The following is a 20,383-nucleotide window of genomic DNA, read 5'->3' on the forward strand; positions in this document are numbered from 1 at the left end:
ACGTCAGTGACGGACATCACGTTCCATGGTGGGAATGCATCCGGTTGGCTACGTACCGTGTGCGTCTGTCGTACGCCAGTTCCCGCTCAGCGCGGGCCCGATCTGGTCGAGATAGGTCACGGTCAGCTCGCGCATGGCCGCGATGCTGACGTCCTGCCCTCTGCCCCAGAGCTGACCGGTCACCCGCATCACTCCGGTGAACGCGGCCACCGCCACGCGCGGCCGGGGGTCACTGTCCACGTCGAGGCCCTCGCGCTCGGCGATCAGGCGGGCGATCTTCTCCTCCATCTCGGACGAGCGGCGGAGGTGAATCGCCAGCAGGGCGGGCGACGACTCGATCATCTGGTACGTCCGCAGGTACAGCTCGACCGGTACGAGGTTCTCGATGGCCTGGCCGACGCTGTCCCAGGAGGTGAGGACGGCGTTGCGCATGGCCTCGAAGGGGCTTTCCGCGGAGGGCCGGGCGGTCAGTGCCGAGACGTAGTGGGACTCCACCAGGTCCTGTACGGCGAAGGCCGCTTCCTCCTTGCCGGCGAAGTACCGGAAGAAGGTGCGCTGGGAGACCTCGACGGCCTCGGTGATCTCGTCGATGGTCGTGTGCTCGTACCCCTGGGCCGTGAACAGTTCGAGCGCGACCCTCAGCAGAGCGTCACGGGTGCGCTGCTTCTTGCGCTCCCGCAGTCCGGTCGGCGCACCCTGCGCCGGCGGGTGCGTCTGCTCGATCGCCACCTATGGGACCTCTTTCCGTTTTCGCAGCTTTGTCCGGAGCTCTTCAGATTACCTGTGAGCTACGTGACAGCGACCGACTTGTGAATTGGTTGGTCAACTGTCAGAGACTGACACTAATCTGACCCGTATGACTAGTCAGACCACTGTCGAACAGGCGCCGCAGGATGCCGTGGGCCCACCGGCCAAGGGGCTCCGTGGCCACCCTTGGCTGACGCTGATCTCCGTTGCCATCGGCGTGATGATGGTCGCGCTCGACGGCACGATCGTCGCGATCGCCAACCCCGCCATCCAGAAGGACCTCGGCGCGACCTTCGCGCAGGTCCAGTGGATCACCAACGGCTACTTCCTCGCGCTCGCCGTGACACTGATCACCGCGGGCAAGCTCGGCGACCGCTTCGGGCACCGGCAGACCTTCCTCATCGGCGTGGTGGGCTTCGCCACCGCCTCCTGTGCCATCGGCTTCTCCGGCAGTGTCACCCTGGTCGTCACCTTCCGCGTGCTCCAGGGCCTGTTCGGCGCTCTGCTGATGCCGGCCGCGCTCGGTCTGCTGCGGGCGACGTTCCCCGCCGAGAAGCTCAACATGGCCATCGGTCTCTGGGGCATGGTCATCGGTGCCTCCACAGCCGGTGGCCCGATCATCGGCGGCCTGCTCGTCCAGCACGTCAGCTGGCAGTCGGTCTTCTTCATCAACGTGCCGGTCGGCGTGGTGGCGCTCCTCATGGGCGTGGTGATCCTCAAGGACCACCGCGCCGCGAACGCCCCGAGGTCCTTCGACATCCTCGGCATCGTGCTGCTCTCCGCGGCGATGTTCTGCCTGGTCTGGGCGCTCATCAAGGCTCCCGCCTGGGGCTGGGGCGACGGCAAGGTCTGGGCCTTCCTGGCCGCCTCGCTGGTCTGCTTCGCTCTGTTCGCGTTCTGGGAGACGCGGGTCGCGGAACCGCTCATCCCGCTGGGCCTGTTCCGCTCCGTGCCGCTGTCGGCCGGTGTGGTCCTGATGGTCCTGATGGCCATCGCCTTCATGGGCGGTCTGTTCTTCGTCACCTTCTATCTGCAGAACGTGCACGGCATGAGCCCGGTCGACGCCGGTCTCCATCTGCTGCCGCTCACCGGCATGATGATCGTCGGCTCCCCGCTGGCCGGCGCGGTGATCACCAAGCTGGGCCCGCGCATCCCGCTGGCCGGCGGCATGCTCCTCACGGCTGTGGCCATGTACGGCATGTCCACGCTGGAGACCGACACCGGCAGTGCTGCCATGTCGATCTGGTTCGCCCTGCTCGGTCTCGGCCTCGCGCCGGTCATGGTGGGCGCGACCGAAGTCATCGTCGGTCACGCCCCGATGGAACTCTCCGGTGTGGCGGGCGGTCTGCAGCAGGCCGCCATGCAGATCGGCGGCAGCCTCGGCACAGCGGTGCTCGGCGCCGTCATGGCATCGAAGGTCGACAGCGCGCTGCCGGACAACTGGGCCGCGGCCAAGCTCCCGCCGCTCACGTCCGATCAGCTGGACCAGGCCTCGCAGGCGGTCCAGGTCGGCAGCGCTCCGGTGGCACCGAACACCCCGGCGGCGATCGCCGCGAAGATCACGGATGTCGCCCACGACACCTTCATCTCGGGCATGGGCCTGGCCTGCCTGGTCGCGGCCGGGGTCGCCGCAGTGGCGATCTTCGTCGCACTGCTCACCAAGCGCGGCGAGAACGCCGAAGCCGGCGCCGGCGCGGCCCACATCTGAGGCCAGGGCCGGGCGCGGCCCGCATCCGGACCCCGTTCGGGCGCGGCTCACGTCCGAACGCGCCCCGGCCCGGCCGGTCCGCGTGAGCCCTCCGGCTCACGCCGGTCCGCGTCAACCCCGGGCATCAACAGCCCCGTCGGAGACATCCGGCGGGGCTGTCGCCTATCCGGGTGGTGCTCACCGCCACCCCTTCCGCCGGCGCCTCCGGGCGGCCCAGGCTGCGGACAACTGATCCGCACGAACCGGGGGATGCACCATGAACAGCACTTCCACCCAGCGCAAGGCCGTCCTGGCCGCCCTTCTGACGGCGGCGGTGCTCGCACCGCTGCCCGCACCGGCGCTCGCCCACATCCGTCTCGGGGACTGCGCGGCCGGTCAGCTCTGCCTCTGGGAGCGGGCCGACTTCAAGGGCACCCGCCGGAACGTCGAACTCTCCGGGGCGGAGATCGAGAGCTGTACGGCTCTCCCCGCCGGAACCACCGTCCAGTCGCTGGCCAACCGCACCGGGCGGCCCGTCACGACGTACCAGTCCGCGGAGTGTGCGGAGACGGGGGAGTTCGCCACGTATCCCGGCGGGGGCACCTGGCTGCCTCGATCGCCTTATCAGGTAAGGGCGTTCAAGATCTGGGAGAGCTGACCGGATCACCGGCTGAAAGCGGCTCTCACCTGCCGGTTCGCCGCCCGATCCGTTCGTGACACCGTGGTCCGCAAGGGCCGCACGGCTCGCGACGAGCGGGCCGCCGGCCGGCTGAACGCGAGCCGGGACCGGATCCGAAAGGCCAGTGCCGTACATCAGCTCGCACACCCCTCGTGCGTGCCTCGGGCCACGTGCCCGTGGTCCGAGCTGCGCGGTTTCACCCACCTGTTCGGCGCCGGGGTCCGCGTTCTCGTCCAAGGCCCGCAGGAGCACGGCCGGGTCAGGCCGATGCCCTGGCGGCCGAGTCGGCCCGGCCCCCCTCCTGCACGACGCGGCGGCGCCGGGCCGGCATCCCGAGCGTCGGATTGGCCACGCCCCAGGCCGCGCCTTTGCAGACCAGCTCCTTGTAGACGGCGGCGAACCGTCCGGTCAGAGCCGCCCGGACGGCACGGTCGTCGGCGGTGACGTACTGGATCAGGCCTTCCTTGCGGCCCAGTGAGATGCACTGGTTGAAGTAGCGGAGCGGCGCGTTCGGGAGCTTCCCGTCGGTCAGGCGTGCCGCGATGGCGTCGGCGGCCTGCCATGCGGCGGGGGTGCCCGATGCGCACGACATCCGCAGCGGCTTGTCGCCGGGGCCCATGGCCATGGCCGCGTCGCCGATGGCGTACACATCCGGGTGCGAGACCGAGCGCATGGTCCCGTCGACCACGATCTGGCCTGCGCCGGTGACCTCCAGTGCGGTGGCCTTCGCGATCGGGTGGACCGCGAAGCCGGCAGTCCACACGGTGACCGCGGTCGGGACGGACTTCCCGTCGGCGGTGGCGATGCGGTCGGCCTCGACTCCGGTGACGGCGGCGTGCTCGTGGACGGTGATGCCGAGCTTGTCGAACACCTTCCGCAGGTGCCGGCGGCCCTTGGGGGAGAGCCAGTCGCCGAGCCCGCCACGGGAGGCGAGGGCAACGTCGAGGTCCGGGCGGGCCTCAGCGATCTCGGTCGCCGCCTCCAGGCCGGTGAGGCCACCGCCGACGACGACCACCGGCTGTCCGGCGGCCAGTCCGGCCAACCGCTCGCGCAGGCGGAGCGCTCCGGGGCGGCCGGCGATCTCGTGGGCGTGCTCGGCGGTGCCGGGGACGCCTCTGGTGTTCCAGCTGCTGCCGAGGGCGTACACGAGGCTGTCGTACGCCAGTTCCTCGGCGCCGTTCGCGTCGGTGATGGCGACGGTCCTGCGGTCGACGTCAACAGCAGTGACCTCCGCGAGCTTCAACTCGACGCCGGTGCCCGCGAACATCTCGCTGAACGGCCGGGGCGCGAGGTCCTGGCCTACCGCCAACTGGTGCATCCGGACGCGCTCGACGAAGTCCGGCTCGGCGTTGACGAGGGTGATGGTGACGTCCTCGCGGCGCAGCCGCTTGGCGAGGCGACCGGCGGCGATGGCTCCGGTGTATCCGGCTCCGAGGACGATGATTCGGTGCTTCATTTCCCTGCTCCTGTCTCGCGCGGGTTCGCCACTTGAACCGGACAGCCCGCCGATTCCTGACAGGGGTGCGATGTGAAGCACCTCACATCGCGGTCAGAAGGCGATGAGCAGGGGTTCTCCATGGTCGGCGGCCACCCACCGCCGGGTCGCGCGTTCGAGCTTGTCGGGGTTGACCTGGTTGCGGAACGCGGCGATGCCCGCGGCGGTGATCTCCAGGCACATGACGCCGATGACCCGGCCGTCGAAGACAGCCACGAGGGCGGGGGCGCCGTTGGCGGTCGTGACGTAGACCTCGGGGGAGCCGCCGACGATGGCGCGCTTGGCCTTGCCGGGCTTGAACAGGCCCCGCATGAACGTCGCGACCGCGAGGGCACCCTCGAACGCCTTGGCGCGGGCCGGGACCTTCCCGCCGCCGTCGCCGATCGCGATGGCATCTTCGGTGAGCAGCCGCACGAGCGGCTCGGTCCGGCCGCTGGTGGCGGCCGCGAGGAACTCCTCGACGATCCGCCGGGCGGCGGCCTCGTCGATCTCGGTCCGGGCCTTGCCGTCCGCCACGTGCTTCTTGGCGCGGTGGTAGATCTGCTGGCTTGCGGCCTCGGTGATGTCGAGGATCTCCGCGATCTGCCGGTGCGGGTAGTCGAAGGCCTCCCGCAGTACGTACACCACCCGCTCGTTGGGGGAGAGACGCTCCATGAGGGTGAGAACCGCGAACGAGACGGATTCGCGCTGCTCGGAAGTGTCGGCCGGGCCGAGCATCGGGTCCCCGGCGAGCAGCGGCTCGGGCAGCCATTGGCCCACATAGGTCTCGCGCCGGGCGCGGGCCGAGGTGAGCTGGTTGAGGCACAGGTTGGTGAGGACCTTCGTCAGCCAGGCCTCGGGGACCTCGATGCGGCCGATGTCGGCGGCCTGCCAGCGCAGGAACGTGTCCTGTACGGCGTCCTCGGCATCGCTCGCGGAGCCGAGGAGGCGGTAGGCGATGGCCTCCAGGCGAGGCATGGAGGCTTCGAACCGGTCCATGTCGTTCATGGTCAGAGCCATGGCCCGGATCCTAGCTCCCGCGGCGCCACGGACCTGGGCCGCGCCGCTGCTCGACCGGTGCTGTTCGGCTCCCCGGACGCAGTTGGCCAACCCGGGGGGAGGCGGTCCTCCCTCCCGAGCCCACGGGATGAGTCCCCGCAGTTCGGTGCAACCGCGCCTCAGCCCCGGGAGAACTGACCGGCCCCGGCCGCTCCCCGCTCACTCACCGGACGGTGCCGGCAGCCGGCCGGCGGCATCCGCCCCGGCCGGGGTACCGCTCCCGGCGGTGGCAGGGGGCGGGTGGGGCAGGCCCATGGCCCTTCCGGAGCCGGGCTCGCCGGACAGCGCCGCCACGGCCGTGCGCAGCGCGACCACCTCCGCGGTGAGCGCCTCGATCGCCGCGATCCGCCGGTGCTCCTCCTCGTCGTCCCGCTCGAAGCGGGAGATGAACCAGGCAGCGATGTTCGCGGTCACCACCCCGAGCAGCGCGATCCCCGAGATCATCAGCCCCACCGCGACCACGCGACCGAGACCCGTCGTGGGGGAGTGGTCCCCGTAGCCCACCGTCGTCATCGTGGTGAACGACCACCACACCGCGTCGCCGAGCGTCCGGATGTTGCCGTTCGGCGCGTTCCGCTCGACCTCCAGCACGGCAAGGGACCCGAACATCAGCAGCCCCACCACCGCGCCGCCCACATAGGTCGTCAGCTGTATCTGGGGGGCCATCCTGGCCCGCCGCCCGACCAGGGCCAGTGTGGACACGAGCCGCAGCAGCCGCAGCGGCCGGGCGAGCGGCAGCAGTACCGCCAGCAGATCGAGCCAGTGGGTCCGGATGAAGAACTTCCGGTCCGGTGTCAGCGCGAGACGCACCGCGTAGTCGACGGCGAACGCCGCCCACACCACCCACTCGGTGACCGTGCAGGCCGATATCCACGCGGAGTGGGAATCAGGCTGGATGATCGGGACGGCGTAGGCGACGGCGAAAGCGATGGCCAGCGCCAGCAGGGGCCACTGGGTGCGCCGCTCCCAGCGCATCTGGGCCGGTTGCTGCTTCATGCAGCGCATCGTAAAGAACCGCGGCGGGCGGCGGGACCCCAGGGCCCCGCCGCCCGCCGCGGTGATGATGTACCGGCGAACCTACGCGTCGCCGCCCGCCGCGCCCGGGTCGGCCGCGGCCACCTCCAGCAACTGGTAGCGGTCGAGCGCCTGCTTCAGCGCCGAGCGGTCGATCCTGCCCTCCTTGGCGAGCTCCGTGAGCACCGCGAGCACGATCGACTGCGCGTCGATGTGGAAGAAGCGCCGTGCCGCACCCCGGGTGTCGGCGAAACCGAAGCCGTCCGCACCCAGCGACTGGTACGCGCCGGGGACCCAGCGCGAGATCTGGTCGGGCACCGCGCGCATCCAGTCCGAGACGGCCACGAACGGGCCCTCGGCATCGGCGAGCTTCCGCGTGACGTACGGGACGCGCTGCTCCTCCTCGGGGTGGAGCAGGTTGTGCCGCTCCACATCGACCGCCTCCCGGCGCAGCTCGTTCCAGGACGTGGCGGACCAGACATCGGCCTTCACGTTCCACTCGGCGGCGAGGATCCGCTGGGCCTCGATCGCCCACGGGACCGCGACACCGGACGCCATGATCTGGGCCGGGATCCGGCCCTGCTCGCCCGCACTGATGCGGTGGATGCCCTTGAGGATGCCGTCGACGTCCACGCCGGCCGGCTCCGCCGGATGCTGGATCGGCTCGTTGTAGACGGTGAGGTAGTAGAAGACGTCCTCGTTCTCCTCGGGCGTCCCGCCGTACATCCGGCGCAGACCGTCCTTGACGATGTGCGCGATCTCGTATCCGTAGGCCGGGTCGTACGCGACACAGGCCGGGTTGGTCGACGCCAGCAGCTGGGAGTGACCGTCCGCGTGCTGCAGACCCTCACCGGTCAGCGTGGTGCGGCCGGCCGTGGCGCCCAGCACGAAGCCGCGGGCGAGCTGGTCGGCCATCTGCCAGAACTGGTCGCCGGTCCGCTGGAAACCGAACATCGAGTAGAAGACATACACCGGGATCAGCGGTTCGCCATGGGTGGCGTACGCGGAACCGGCAGCGATCAGCGACGCCGTACAGCCGGCCTCGGAGATGCCGTCGTGCAGCATCTGACCGGTCGGCGACTCCTTGTACGCGAGCAGCAGCTCGCGGTCGACGGACTCGTACTGCTGGCCGAGCGGGTTGTAGATCTTCGCGCTCGGGAAGAAGGCATCCATGCCGAATGTGCGGTACTCATCGGGGGCGATCAGCACGAAGCGCTTGCCGATCTCCTTGTCCCGCATGAGGTCCTTCAGGACGCGGACAAACGCCATGGTGGTGGCGATCGACTGCTGGCCCGAGCCCTTCTTCGCGGTCGCGTACGCCTTGTCGTCCGGCAGCGGCAGCGGCTTGGCGCGCACCACCCTGGTCGGTACGTAACCACCGCACGCCTTGCGGTGCTCGTGCATGTACTGGATCTCTTCGGAGTCCCGCCCCGGGTGGTAGTACGGCGGGTTGCCGTCCTCGAGCTCCTTGTCAGCGATCGGCAGATGCAGCCGGTCACGGAAGCGCTTCAGGTCGTCGGCCGTCAGCTTCTTCATCTGGTGGGTCGCGTTGCGGCCCTCGAAGTTCGGGCCCAGTGTCCAGCCCTTGATGGTCTGGGCGAGGATCACCGTCGGCTGACCCTTGTGGGCCTTGGCCGCCGTATAGGCCGCGAAGACCTTCCGGTGGTCGTGGCCGCCGCGGCCGAGGTGCAGGATCTGCTCGTCGGTCATGCCCTCGACCATGGAGCGCAGCCGCTGGTCGTCGCCGAAGAAGTGCTCACGGATGTAGGCGCCGGTCTCGGTCGCGTATGTCTGGAACTGCCCGTCCGGCGTGGTGTTCAGCTTGTTGACCAGAATGCCGGTGCGGTCCTGGGCGAGCAGCGGGTCCCAGCTGCGGTCCCAGATCAGCTTGATGACGTTCCAGCCGGCGCCGCGGAACTGCGATTCCAGCTCCTGGATGATCTTGCCGTTGCCGCGCACCGGGCCGTCGAGCCGCTGAAGGTTGCAGTTCACCACGAAGGTGAGGTTGTCCAGCCCCTCGCGGGCGGCGATGGACAGCTGGCCGAGCGACTCGGGCTCGTCCATCTCACCGTCGCCCAGGTAGGCCCAGACATGTGACGTGGAGGTGTCGGCGATACCGCGCGCCTCCATGTAGCGGTTCATCCGTGCCTGGTAGATCGCACCGAGCGGGCCGAGACCCATGGAGACGGTCGGGAACTCCCAGAAGTCCGGCATCGACCGGGGGTGCGGATAGCTCGACAGGGCGTTCGGCGCCTTCGACTTCTCCTGGCGGAAACCGTCGAGCTGCTGCTCGGAGAGCCGGTCGAGAAGGAAGGCGCGGGCGTAGATGCCGGGGGACGCGTGACCCTGGAAGAAGACCTGGTCCCCACCGAGGCCGTCGTCCTTGCCGCGGAAGAAGTGGTTGAAGCCCACGTCGTACAGCGAGGCCGACGAGGCGAAGGTGGCGATGTGGCCACCGACCCCGATTCCGGGACGCTGGGCGCGCGAGACCATCACCGCGGCGTTCCAGCGGGTGGCGTTGAGGACCTTGCGCTCGATCTCCTCGTTGCCGGGGAAGAAGGGCTCGTCCTTGGTGGCGATGGTGTTGACGTAGTCCGTGCTGCGCATCTCGGGCACGGCCACGCGCTTCTCGCGTGCGCGCTCGATCAGGCGGAGCATCAGGTAGCGGGCGCGGTCGCGACCACGCTCGTCGACGGCGGCGTCGAGTGAGTCGAGCCATTCCTGGGTTTCTTCCGGATCGAAGTCCGGGACCTGGCTCGGAAGGCCGCCAATGATGATCGGGTTGCGATCGGATCCGGAAGCCACGCTTTTCCTTCGCTGTTCGGTCGTGCAGTACGGGGTGTACGCCGCCTCCATCGTGTACCGCGAAGACTTCTACGTCATCTCTACCGAGGGGTAACCACCCCTCGACGAGATTTCCCGTCCGAAGGCGCGGGATGGGTCGGGCCAAATCGCAATCTTACGCCCGGCACGCTCAAGTGTTCCCAAAGCCCGTTCGGTCCCGATTGGCGTACCGAAGCCGCGGAACCTCACAAACCCGGATGAACAGTGTGGCGCACGTCACGCAGGGGCGTCCAGGCCCGCTCGGAGTTGCGGTGAGGTGCATCGAATCGTCACCGTTTCGGCTGTCTCGGCCGCTGGGTACTTGCGCGATCGGTCCCATCCGTGTGGACTACGGCCAACGCCCCGCGCCCGCGCGTGGCTGACGCAATTCCAAAAACGATCAGGAGGCAAACCGTGAGCGCGACCGCGGACCACGCGGAGGAGCGGACCAACCAGGCAGCACGCCTGGGGTTCGAGCCCGGACAGGTGGTCCAGGAGATCGGCTACGACGACGACGTCGAGCAGGAACTCCGTGAGGGTATTGAGAGTGTCATCGGCCAGGAACTCGTCGACGAGGACTACGACGATGTGGCTGACGCCGTCGTTCTGTGGTTCCGCGAGGACGACGGCGACCTTACGGACGCGCTGGTGGACGCCATCGGTCTGGTCGACGACGGCGGCGCGGTATGGCTGCTGACCCCCAAGACCGGCCGTGACGGTTACGTCGAGCCGAGCGACATCAACGAGGCCGCTCAGACCGCCGGTCTGGCCCAGACCAAGAGCATCAACGCCGGCAAGGACTGGACGGGCAGCCGTCTGATCACCCCGAAGGTGGCCAAGTCCGGCAAGCGCTGAGTCGCCATGAGCCCCGAGAGCCCCCGCCGGTAGTCACCGGCGGGGGCTCTGCCGTACGTCCGGGCCCGCGGGGCCCCGCCCGGACGCGGTGGTACGGCGGAGGGGCTGCGGACGTACGGAGCCCGCTCGCTCCCCTCTAGGGTGGACATCATTCGAATGGCCCCACCGAAGGGATGCGTTTTCATGACGATCGAGGTCGGCACCAAGGCCCCGGATTTCGAGCTCAAGGACAACCACGGCCGGACCGTCAGGCTGTCGGACTTCCGTGGTGAGAAGAACGTGGTGCTCCTCTTCTATCCCTTCGCCTTCACGGGTGTCTGCACCGGCGAACTCTGTGCGCTCCGTGACGAGCTGCCGACGTTCGTCAACGACGACGTGCAGCTGCTCGCGGTCTCCAACGACTCCATCCACACCCTTCGCGTCTTCGCGGAGCAGGAGGGGCTCGAGTACCCGCTGCTGTCGGACTTCTGGCCGCACGGCGAGGCCTCGCGGGCATACGGCGTCTTCGACGAGGGCAAGGGGTGCGCGGTGCGCGGAACCTTCATCATCGACAAGGAGGGCGTCGTCCGCTGGACCGTGGTCAACGGTCTGCCCGACGCGCGTGACCTGAACGAGTACGTCAAGGCGCTCGACACCCTCTGAGCCGGCCGGTCAAGAGTCTGCCGTGGCCGGGAACCGGTCACTAGGATCGATTCGTTGATCCGATGCCACGTAAAAACGGGGGCAAGGGCCCTCCTCGGCCCCTCGACACCAATTGGGAGGACTCGTGGGAGTCAGCCTCAGCAAGGGCGGCAACGTCTCGCTGACCAAGGCCGCACCCAATCTGACCGCGGTCATCGTCGGTCTCGGCTGGGACGCACGCACCACCACCGGTGGTGACTTCGACCTCGACGCCAGCGCTCTGCTGACGAACGAAGAGGGCAAGGTCGCCAACGACTCGAACTTCGTCTTCTTCAACAACCTCAAGAGCCCCGACGGCTCGGTGGAGCACACCGGTGACAACCTCACCGGTGAGGGCGAGGGCGACGACGAGGTCATCAAGGTGAACCTCGCGGGTGTCCCCGCCGATGTCTCCAAGATCGTCTTCCCGGTCTCGATCTACGAGGCCGAGAGCCGCCAGCAGAGCTTCGGCCAGGTCCGCAACGCGTACATCCGCGTGGTGAACCAGGCCGACAACTCCGAGCTGGCGCGTTACGACCTGAGCGAGGACGCGTCGACCGAGACCGCGATGGTCTTCGGCGAGCTTTACCGCAACGGCGCGGAGTGGAAGTTCCGGGCCATCGGCCAGGGGTATGCCTCAGGTCTGCGCGGTATCGCTCAGGACTTCGGCGTCAACGTCTAGCGCCGTGGCGGGCAGGTGTCGCCCCACGGGGGCGAACACCCCCGCCGCGGCACGGGTGCCGTTCCCGGCAGGACTGCCGGGAACGGCACCAGCAGAAATCCTTCGTCCGGCGTCGCACCCAGTGCGGCGCCGGACGCGCTCGCCAACCGTTCGTCATCTCGGGGAGGACCACGATCATGGGCGTCACGCTCGCCAAGGGAGGCAATGTCTCCCTCTCCAAGGCCGCACCGAACCTCACACAAGTGCTGGTCGGTCTCGGCTGGGACGCACGATCCACCACCGGAGCAGACTTCGACCTCGACGCCAGCGCGCTGCTGTGCCAGTCCGGCCGGGTGCTCGGCGACGAGTGGTTCATTTTCTACAACCAGCTGACCAGCCCCGACGGCTCGGTGGAGCACACCGGTGACAACCTCACCGGCGAGGGCGAGGGCGACGACGAGTCGATCATCGTCGACCTCTCGGCGGTGCCCGCGCACTGCGACAAGATCGTCTTCCCGGTGTCGATCCACGACGCGGACAGCCGCGGGCAGACGTTCGGGCAGGTGGCGAACGCCTTCATCCGTGTGGTGAACCAGGCGGACGGCCAGGAGCTGGCCCGGTACGACCTGAGCGAGGACGCGTCGACCGAGACCGCGATGATCTTCGGTGAGCTCTACCGCTATGGCGGGGAGTGGAAGTTCCGTGCCGTTGGGCAGGGGTACGCGTCGGGGCTCCGCGGCATCGCCCTAGACTTCGGGGTCAATGTTTCCTAAAGCATTCTTCCGGCACAGTTCAAGTCCGGGAGGCCTCCGGGATTTCGTGCTGGAGGTCCGGGGGCGGTACCCCGGGAGAATGCCGCGTTACGCCGCGCACGGCGCGGGGGAACCCGTACACACACGATGGGGTAGCCAGTGCTTCTGAAGACCTTCGGGTGGTCATTCGTGATCACCGTGATCGGTTTGGCCGTGGCGGTGATCTACGACGGATGGACCGCCCTGGGCATTGTGGCGATCCTGGGCGTCCTCGAGATCTCACTGTCCTTCGACAACGCGGTGATCAACGCCGGAATCCTGAAGAAGATGAATGCCTTCTGGCAGAAGATCTTCCTCACGGTCGGTGTGCTCATCGCCGTCTTCGGCATGCGACTGATCTTCCCCGTTCTGGTGGTCGCCATCAGCGCCAAGATCAATCCGATCGAGGCGGTCAAGCTGGCGGTGAACGAGAAGGACCACTACCAGCAGCTGGTGACCGACGCGCATCCCTCGATCGCCGCCTTCGGTGGCATGTTCCTGATGATGATCTTCCTCGACTTCATCTTCGAGGACCGGGATGTGCAGTGGCTGCGCTGGATCGAGCGTCCGCTGGCCAAGCTCGGCAAGGTCGACATGCTCTCGGTCTGCATCGCGCTGATCGTGCTGCTGATCGCGTCCATGACCTTCGCGACCCACGCCCACCAGCACGGCGGCGTACACGCGGACAAGGGACAGACGGTCCTGATCTCGGGGATCGCCGGTCTGATCACCTATCTCGTGGTGGGGGGACTCTCCGGCTACTTCGAGAACCGTCTCGAGGAAGAGGAGGAGCGTGAGCAGGAAGCCGAGGAAGCTGCCAGGAAGTCCGGCTCGAACGTCGCCGCGGTCGTCCTGGCCGGCAAGGCCGCCTTCTTCATGTTCCTCTACCTCGAGGTTCTGGACGCGTCCTTCTCCTTCGACGGTGTCATCGGCGCCTTCGCCATCACCAACGACATCGTGCTGATGGCCCTCGGCCTCGGTATCGGCGCCATGTACGTCAGGTCGCTCACCGTGTACCTGGTCCGCCAGGGCACCCTGGACGACTACGTGTTCCTGGAGCACGGCGCGCACTACGCGATCGGTGCGCTGTCGGTCATCCTGCTCGTCACCATCCAGTACGAGATCAACGAGGTCATCACCGGTCTCGTCGGTGTCGTGCTGATCGCCTGGTCCTTCTGGTCATCGGTCCGCCGCAACCAGCGGATCGCGGCGGAGGGCGGCGGAGAGACGGAAGTCCCGTCCGGGGTGTGACCCGTACGGGATTGCGGAACGCTCTCAACGGGGCGGTCGGGAAGCATCAGCCTTCCGGCCGCCCCGCCCGCGTGCGGGAAGGGCCGGGGAACAGTCACCGAGACATCTGGGGGTGGAGCGCGCATGGCGTTCTGGGACGGTCTGCGACGGGGGAACGCGCAGCATTTCGATTCGGGAAGTTCCGCTTCCAACTCCATCGAACTCACCAAACGGCACCCGGTTGTCTCGCTCACCAAACAGGGCGCGAGCACGGGAAACCTGCGCGTCAACCTGTCCTGGCGGATGCGGACATCGGACATCGGCGGCCGGAACCGGCAGAGCGGCGGCCTGCTCCGGCACCCCTTCAAGATGTTCCAGCCCGATGTGGTCCAGGCGCACACCCAGGGCGTCGTCAACGTCGACCTCGACCTGGGGTGCCTCTACGAGCTCAACGACGGCAGCAAGGGCGTGGTGCAGCCACTGGGCGGCCTGTTCGGCGGTCTCAACGAACCGCCGTATGTGCAGCTCAGCGGAGACGACAGGTTCGGGGCGCCGTCCGGCGAGACGATCTTCGTCAACCTCGATCACCGCGAGGAGATCAAGCGGCTGCTGGTCTTCGTCTACATCTACGACCAGACGCCGGCCTTCGATCGTACCCACGCGGTCGTGACGCTCTACCCCAGTAACGGTCCGCGGATCGAGATCCAGCTCGACGAGCGGCACCCGCAGGCCCGTTCCTGCGCGGTTCTCTCCGTGGAGAACGTCAAGGGGGACCTGGTCGTCCGGCGCGAGGTGAAGTTCGTGTACGGCTTCCAGGCCGAGCTGGACCGGCTCTACGGGTGGGGGCTGCAGTGGGGCCGCGGTTACAAGACGAAGATCTGAGCCCCGGGCGGGTCCGGGGCCGCTCGGGGTCCTGCTGCCGCTGTGCGAGACCTGTCGGGAGGCCCCGTGCGGTCAGGGGCCTACCTGGGCAGGAACTGCGGGCCCATCGGCGGCAGCACGAGCTGCGGCGCGGCGGCGGGCTGCGGATATCCGTACGCGGGCGGGGACTGCGGAGGCGGCGGGAAGGCCGCGGTGGCGGCCTGGTCCTGGTTCGCGGCGGGCTCCCGCTGGCGCGGTCCGGCTGCCGGCCCCGAAGGCTCAGGCTGTCGTGGCCCCGACACCGCCCCCGCGGCGGGCTCGGTCTCGTCCACCGAGATGCCGTACGCGGTGGCAAGACCGACGAGGCCCGTCGGATAGCCCTGGCCCACCGCCCGGAACTTCCAGCCGTCCCCGCGGCGGTAGAGCTCACCGCAGATCATCGCGGTCTCCAGGCCGGTCTCCGGCTGTATGTCGAACACCGCGAGCGCGGGTGCTCCACCGTCGGCGGGCACCGCGGCGTCGTACAGCAGGATCCGCAGGTCCCGGACGGCCAGGAAGGGCGCGTCATCCGTGGACGCGGCCAGCACCACCTGTTCGACCGAGTGGTCCAGGGCTGCCAGATCCGCCTCGATGGTGTCGGTGAGCCCTTCGGTGACGCGTTTCTTGGGCAGCCGCCGCACCAGGCCGGAAGGGTGGCGTGGCTGGTTGTAGAAGACGAAGTCCTCGTCGGATCGCACACGAGCGCCAGGACCCAGCAGCAGGGCCGATGCGTCGATGTCGGGGACGTCGGGGCCCGGGGTCCAGCGGAGGACGGCCCGTACGGCCATGGCGTCCAGCGGAACGTTCGAGCCCTTCAGCATCGCGTGCGTCATGCCGGCCATCCTGCCTCCCCCGCGGGGGTGCGGACAACGCGGGGGCGCATTCCGACGTGTCCGGTCTGTCGCCGGGTATGTGGTCCCCGGAAGCGGGGGGTCACCTGAAGTTCACCGGCGAGGGAACCAGCGACATCCGTCCTTACGTACTATTACCGGCCACACGTCATCAGGAACGCATACGCAGCCCGGGGGGAATTTTATGCGTCATTTCGGGCATATACCGCCCGTCGTCCGTGAGGGACTGTTCCACCGGGAGCCGGCCGGATTCGATGCCGCCTCCCCGCCCGGCATACTGGCCGCCGCCCTCGGAGCCACCCTCTACAGTCCGGCCACCCGGCCCGCGCTCGCAGACGACGTGATGAAGCAGGCGGGGCGCGGCGTGGTCTCCATGGTGCTCTGCCTGGAGGATTCCATCGACGACGCGGAGGTGGCGGGCGGTGAGGCCAACCTGGTGCGACAGTTCGCCGACCTCGATGCCAGGGGCGGCGAGGTGCCCCTGCTCTTCATCCGGGTCCGCGAGCCCGGGCAGATACCCGACCTGGTCCGCAGGCTCGGCGGCTCGGCCCGGCTGCTGTCCGGATTCGTACTGCCGAAATTCACCGAAGAGCGCGGAACCGCCTTTCTGGAGGCGCTCGGCGCCGCGGAGAGCGCGAGCGACCGCCGGCTCTTCGCGATGCCGGTACTCGAATCGCCCGAACTGCTGCATCTGGAGACCCGGGCCGACACCCTCGCCGGAATCGCCCGCCTCGTCGACAAGTACCGCGACCGCGTCCTCGCACTGCGCCTGGGCGTCACCGATTTCTGCTCGGCGTACGGACTGCGCAGGACCCCCGACATGACCGCGTACGACGTCCAGATCGTCGCCGCCGTCATAGGCGACGTGGTGAACGTGCTGGGCCGCTCGGACGGCACCGGCTTCACCATCACCGGACCGGTCTGGGAGTACTTCAGGGTCCAGGAGCGGATGTTCAAACCGCAGCTGCGCCGCAGCCCCTTCACGGAGAGCCGCGCCGACCAGCTGAGGACCACCCTGATCGAGCACGACCTGGACGGGCTGCTGCGCGAGATCGGACTCGACCGCGCCAACGGACTGCTCGGCAAGACCTGCATCCACCCCTCGCATGTGGTGCCGGTGCACGCCCTTTCCGTGGTCAGCCACGAGGAATTCAGTGACGCGGAGGACATCCTGCGACCGGAGCGCGAAGGCGGCGGGGTGCTGCGCTCCGCCTACACCAACAAGATGAACGAGGTGAAGCCGCACCGGGCATGGGCCGAACGCACGCTGCTGCGGGCCGAGGCCTTCGGCGTGGCCAGGGAAGACATCGGTTTTGTCGAGCTGCTGACCGCCGGGCTTCCCGGCTGATGCGGCCTGTGAGAAGGACGGACAACGTGGTCTGGTCGGGAACCTGGGTCGCACGCAGGCTCGGCGTCGAGCTCGTCGGGGACGACACCCTCCGGGACCTGCTCGGCCTCGCGCTGCGGCGCAATCCCAAGCGGGCCCATCTGCTGGTGTCGAACGTGCTGGGCAAACACGTGCCGCAGCGGCCGTCCACGGTGTACGGACACGGCCACCGGCTCGGCCGCCGGGTGCGGGAGCTGCTCGGCGACGAGGACGCCGCCAGGGCGGTCGTCCTCGGATACGCGGAGACCGCGACCGGACTCGGCCACTCCGTCGCCGACGGAGTGGCTCTCGCTGCCTGCCTGCACTCCACCCGGCGCCCGGTCACCGGCGTCGCCCAGGCCGGCGGCTTCGAGGAGGCGCACTCCCATGCCACCTCCCACCTGCTGCTCCCCGAGAACCCGGACCTGCTGGCCGGCGGCGGCCCGCTGATCCTGGTCGACGACGAGTTCTCCACCGGCAACACGGTGCTCAACACCATCCGCGCCCTGCACGAGCGCTATCCGCGCGAACGCTATGTGATCGTCGCGCTGGTGGACATGAGGTCGGAGTCCGACCTCGGACGGCTGGACACCCTCGCACGGGACATCGGCGCCCGGGTGGACCTGGTGACCACGGCCCGGGGCACCGTACGGCTGCCGGACGGCGTACTCGAGAAGGGGCAGCGACTCGTCGCCGAGCACCCCGCGGACGAGGAGCCCGGGGCGGCAGACGGCCCCGGCAGCGAGCCGGTGCGGATCGGCATCGGCTGGCCTGCCGGAGTGCCGGACGGCGCCCGGCACGGCTTCACCCCCGAACACCGCGGCCGGCTGGAGGCCGCACTGCCCGACATGGCGTCGCGACTGGCGCAGGGGCTCTCCGCGGACGCCTCACGCATCCTGGTCCTCGGCTTCGAGGAGCTGATGTACGCCCCGCTCAGGCTCGCTCTCGCACTCGAGAGGACAGGGCGCGACGTGCGCTTCTCGACCACCACCCGCTCACCGGTGCTCGCGGTGGACGACCCCGGCTACGCGATACGGACCAGGCTGGTCTTCCCGGCACACGACAACCCCGCCGACGGACCCGGCGAGCGCTACGCCTACAACGTCACCAACGGAGACTTCGACGCGGTCGTCGTGGTGGTCGACTCCGCCGCCGACACCCCCGAACTGCACGCCCCCGGCGGGCTGCTGGCCCAGCTCGGCGCGGAGGTCCCGCAGGTACTGCTCGCCGTCGTGCCCTCGTACACACCCGACCGGCAGAACCAGAAAGCGGTCCGTATGCCCCAGCCGTTGCGTGGCCCCGCCTTCTCGTCGTACGCGGCGCAGGACGTCGGCTGGCTGCTCCAGGACATGTCCGGCGTGGAACTCGAGGCGCCCACCGAGGAGCGCGAGGAGGCGATCCAGGCGGGTGGCGCGCACTACGCCGAATCGCTGCCCGTCGAGTACCAGCCGAGCGAGCGGTACCAGGAACTCTTCCGGGCGGCGCTGGAGACATCGGCCGCGCGGATCGCGCGGGCCGTCGGCACCGTCACCGAGACGGTGCTCGCCGAGCGGTCCCCCCGGCCGGTGCTGGTGTCCCTCGCCCGGGCGGGCACCCCGGTCGGTGTACTGATGCGCCGCTGGGCGCAGCACCGGCACGGCATCGATCTGCCCCACTACGCGGTGTCCATCGTGCGGGGACGTGGCATCGACGCCAACGCGCTGCGCTGGCTGGCCGCGCACCACGACCCGGCCGATGTGGTCTTCGTGGACGGCTGGACGGGCAAGGGCGCGATCACCCGCGAACTGGCCGACGCTCTGCGGGAGTTCCCGGGATTCGACCCGGAGATCGCGGTCCTCGCCGACCCCGGCGGCTGCGTCAGGACCTACGGCACCCGCGAGGACTTCCTCATCCCCTCCGCCTGTCTCAACTCGACGGTCTCCGGGCTCATCTCCCGCACCGTGCTGCGGGCCGATCTGGTCGGACCCGACGACTTCCACGGCGCGAAGTTCTACCGCGAGCTGGCCGCGTCCGATGTCTCGAACGACTTCATCGACACCGTCGCCGCGCGTTTCGACGAGGTGACCGGGGCAGTGGAAGCCGAGGTGAAGGAACTGCTCTCGGCGGAGCGTGCACCGACCTGGGAGGGCTGGGCCGCCGTCGAGCGGATCAGCGAGGAGTACGGCATCCATGACGTCAACCTCGTGAAGCCGGGTGTCGGCGAGACCACCCGGGTGCTGCTGCGCCGCGTCCCCTGGAAGATCCTGGCGCGAAGCGGCGCGGGCGCCGACCTCGACCATGTGCGGCTGCTCGCCGAACAGCGCGGTGTACCGGTCGAGGAGGTCGACGGGCTTCCCTACACGTGCGTCGGCCTGATCCACCCGCGTTTCACCCGGGGCGCGACCGGCGCCGACGGCACCGCGGTGGTGGCCGAGTGACCGCCTACCCGCCCGTCCTGGTCGCCAGTGACCTCGACCGCACCCTGATCTACTCGACGGCCGCCCTGGACCTGACGATGCCCGACGCGGACGCGCCCAGACTGCTGTGCGTGGAGGTGTACGGGAGCAAGCCCCTCTCCTACATGACGGAGACCGCGGCCGGTCTGCTGGGCAGGCTCGCCGCCGGTACCGTCTTCGTACCGACCACCACCCGCACCCGGGAGCAGTACCACCGCATCCATCTGCCGTGCCCGCCACCGCGGTTCGCGATCTGCGCCAACGGCGGACATCTGCTGGTCGACGGCGTCTCCGACCCCGGCTGGCGGGACCGGGTGGCCAAGCGGCTCGCCGATGAATGCGCCTCGCTGGCCGAGGTACGCGCCCATCTGGTCTCCACCGCCGACCCGGCCTGGCTGCTCAAGGAACGCATCGCCGAGGACCTCTTCGCCTACCTGGTCGTCGAGCGGGCCCTGCTGCCCGACAGCTGGGTGACGGAGCTCGCCGCCTGGGCGCAGCGTCGTGGCTGGACGGTGTCACTGCAGGGCCGCAAGCTCTACGCCGTGCCGAAACCGCTCACCAAGAGCGCCGCCGTGCGCGAGGTGGCGGCGCGCACCGGCGCCGAACTCACCCTGGCAGCAGGCGATTCACTGCTGGACGCGGACCTGTTGACGGCCGCGGACCGAGGCTGGCGCCCCGCCCACGGTGAACTCGCCGACACCGCCTGGAACGCCCCTCACGTCGACGCGACGACCAGCCGCGGGGTCGCGGCCGGTGAGGAGATCCTGCGGGCCTTCGGCGACGCGGTCGAGCGCTACCCGGAGGACCGGGAGGGGGGCCGGAGGCGGAACCGGGCGGGGGACCTGGCCGGGAGCTGAAGGCGAGCCGGCCGGGAGCAGTGTTCCCCCGGTGCCCGGTGCCTTCTGCTAGCCGCAGCATCCTCCGCCGCAGCAGCCACCGCCGCCGCCACCGGTGGGAGCGGCCGAAGCAGCGCCGGAGGACCCGCCCACGGCCACCGTCGACAGCAGCTTCACCGTGTCGTCATGGCCGTCGGGGCAGGAGGCGGGCGCGGAGGACTCCGCCATCGGGCGGCTGAGCTCGAAGGTGTCTCCGCAGGTGCGGCAGCGGTACTCGTAACGAGGCATGCGCCCACACTAACGCCCTGCTGAGCG

General features: G+C 69.1%; 17 protein-coding genes and 1 pseudogene. 11 read left to right on the forward strand and 7 right to left on the reverse strand.

Annotation, left to right across the window (positions count from 1 at the left end; genetic code table 11):
• Positions 1-48: 48 nt before the first annotated feature.
• The gene (locus tag OHS16_RS22100; protein ID WP_328538966.1) at positions 49-729 is read right to left on the reverse strand and encodes a TetR/AcrR family transcriptional regulator; all 681 of its coding nucleotides are present in this window, start codon (positions 727-729) and stop codon (positions 49-51) included.
• Positions 730-856: 127 nt separating this feature from the next.
• Between OHS16_RS22100 and OHS16_RS22105 the strand changes: the two are divergent.
• Positions 857-2,474: pseudogene (locus OHS16_RS22105) on the forward strand (MFS transporter); the annotation flags it as partial.
• 237 nt (positions 2,475-2,711) lie between these two features.
• Positions 2,712-3,092: a peptidase inhibitor family I36 protein gene (locus OHS16_RS22110; protein WP_328538968.1), complete on the forward strand. Its 381-nt coding sequence runs from the start codon at positions 2,712-2,714 to the stop codon at positions 3,090-3,092.
• Between the two features lie 280 nt (positions 3,093-3,372).
• On the opposite strand, the gene OHS16_RS22115 is transcribed toward OHS16_RS22110, so the two are convergent.
• From OHS16_RS22115 to aceE, 4 genes are all read right to left on the reverse strand, one after another.
• Positions 3,373-4,569: an NAD(P)/FAD-dependent oxidoreductase gene (locus OHS16_RS22115; protein ID WP_328538969.1), complete on the reverse strand. Its 1,197-nt coding sequence runs from the start codon at positions 4,567-4,569 to the stop codon at positions 3,373-3,375.
• A 93-nt stretch (positions 4,570-4,662) separates the two neighbouring features.
• Complete coding sequence (sigJ, locus tag OHS16_RS22120; RefSeq protein WP_328538970.1) at positions 4,663-5,607, reverse strand: RNA polymerase sigma factor SigJ; 945 nt, start codon at positions 5,605-5,607, stop codon at positions 4,663-4,665.
• A 198-nt stretch (positions 5,608-5,805) separates the two neighbouring features.
• On the reverse strand, positions 5,806-6,642 hold the full coding sequence (locus OHS16_RS22125) for a potassium channel family protein (RefSeq protein WP_328538971.1): 837 nt from the start codon (positions 6,640-6,642) through the stop codon (positions 5,806-5,808).
• Between the two features lie 81 nt (positions 6,643-6,723).
• The gene (gene aceE, locus OHS16_RS22130; protein ID WP_328538972.1) at positions 6,724-9,465 is read right to left on the reverse strand and encodes a pyruvate dehydrogenase (acetyl-transferring), homodimeric type; all 2,742 of its coding nucleotides are present in this window, start codon (positions 9,463-9,465) and stop codon (positions 6,724-6,726) included.
• A 432-nt stretch (positions 9,466-9,897) separates the two neighbouring features.
• On the opposite strand from aceE, the gene OHS16_RS22135 reads away from it, so the two are divergent.
• From OHS16_RS22135 to OHS16_RS22160, 6 genes are all read left to right on the forward strand, one after another.
• Positions 9,898-10,338, forward strand: coding sequence for a DUF3052 domain-containing protein (locus tag OHS16_RS22135; RefSeq protein WP_328538973.1), 441 nt, complete (start codon positions 9,898-9,900; stop codon positions 10,336-10,338).
• A gap of 183 nt (positions 10,339-10,521) precedes the next feature.
• Positions 10,522-10,980 carry a peroxiredoxin gene (locus tag OHS16_RS22140; RefSeq protein ID WP_328538974.1) on the forward strand — a complete coding sequence of 153 codons (459 nt, stop codon included), beginning with the start codon at positions 10,522-10,524 and terminating at the stop codon, positions 10,978-10,980.
• A gap of 124 nt (positions 10,981-11,104) precedes the next feature.
• On the forward strand, positions 11,105-11,680 hold the full coding sequence (locus OHS16_RS22145) for a TerD family protein (RefSeq protein WP_328538975.1): 576 nt from the start codon (positions 11,105-11,107) through the stop codon (positions 11,678-11,680).
• 176 nt (positions 11,681-11,856) lie between these two features.
• Positions 11,857-12,432 (forward strand): TerD family protein, encoded by a 576-nt coding sequence (locus OHS16_RS22150; RefSeq protein ID WP_328538976.1) that lies wholly within the window; start codon positions 11,857-11,859, stop codon positions 12,430-12,432.
• A gap of 138 nt (positions 12,433-12,570) precedes the next feature.
• Positions 12,571-13,701 carry a DUF475 domain-containing protein gene (locus OHS16_RS22155; protein WP_328538977.1) on the forward strand — a complete coding sequence of 377 codons (1,131 nt, stop codon included), beginning with the start codon at positions 12,571-12,573 and terminating at the stop codon, positions 13,699-13,701.
• Positions 13,702-13,824: 123 nt separating this feature from the next.
• A complete protein-coding gene (locus OHS16_RS22160; RefSeq protein WP_328538978.1) occupies positions 13,825-14,562 on the forward strand; it encodes a TerD family protein in 738 nt (245 codons plus the stop codon).
• 80 nt (positions 14,563-14,642) lie between these two features.
• On the opposite strand, the gene OHS16_RS22165 is transcribed toward OHS16_RS22160, so the two are convergent.
• Positions 14,643-15,413, reverse strand: coding sequence for a TerD family protein (locus OHS16_RS22165; protein ID WP_328538979.1), 771 nt, complete (start codon positions 15,411-15,413; stop codon positions 14,643-14,645).
• 202 nt (positions 15,414-15,615) lie between these two features.
• Between OHS16_RS22165 and OHS16_RS22170 the strand changes: the two genes are divergently transcribed.
• From OHS16_RS22170 to OHS16_RS22180, 3 genes are read left to right on the forward strand one after another with little or no spacing between them, the layout of a single operon-like run.
• Positions 15,616-16,779 (forward strand): HpcH/HpaI aldolase/citrate lyase family protein, encoded by a 1,164-nt coding sequence (locus OHS16_RS22170; RefSeq protein WP_328538980.1) that lies wholly within the window; start codon positions 15,616-15,618, stop codon positions 16,777-16,779.
• Positions 16,779-19,214: a phosphoribosyltransferase gene (locus OHS16_RS22175; RefSeq protein ID WP_328538981.1), complete on the forward strand. Its 2,436-nt coding sequence runs from the start codon at positions 16,779-16,781 to the stop codon at positions 19,212-19,214. Before OHS16_RS22170 ends, OHS16_RS22175 begins: the two co-directional genes overlap by 1 nt.
• Positions 19,211-20,089: an HAD family hydrolase gene (locus OHS16_RS22180; protein WP_328538982.1), complete on the forward strand. Its 879-nt coding sequence runs from the start codon at positions 19,211-19,213 to the stop codon at positions 20,087-20,089. Before OHS16_RS22175 ends, OHS16_RS22180 begins: the two co-directional genes overlap by 4 nt.
• A 48-nt stretch (positions 20,090-20,137) precedes the next feature.
• Here OHS16_RS22180 and OHS16_RS22185 read toward each other — a convergent pair whose 3' ends face one another.
• Positions 20,138-20,356, reverse strand: coding sequence for an FmdB family zinc ribbon protein (locus tag OHS16_RS22185; RefSeq protein ID WP_328538983.1), 219 nt, complete (start codon positions 20,354-20,356; stop codon positions 20,138-20,140).
• Positions 20,357-20,383 lie beyond the last annotated feature (27 nt).

It is taken from the genome of Streptomyces sp. NBC_00344, assembly GCF_036088315.1.
Taxonomy (GTDB): domain Bacteria; phylum Actinomycetota; class Actinomycetes; order Streptomycetales; family Streptomycetaceae; genus Streptomyces.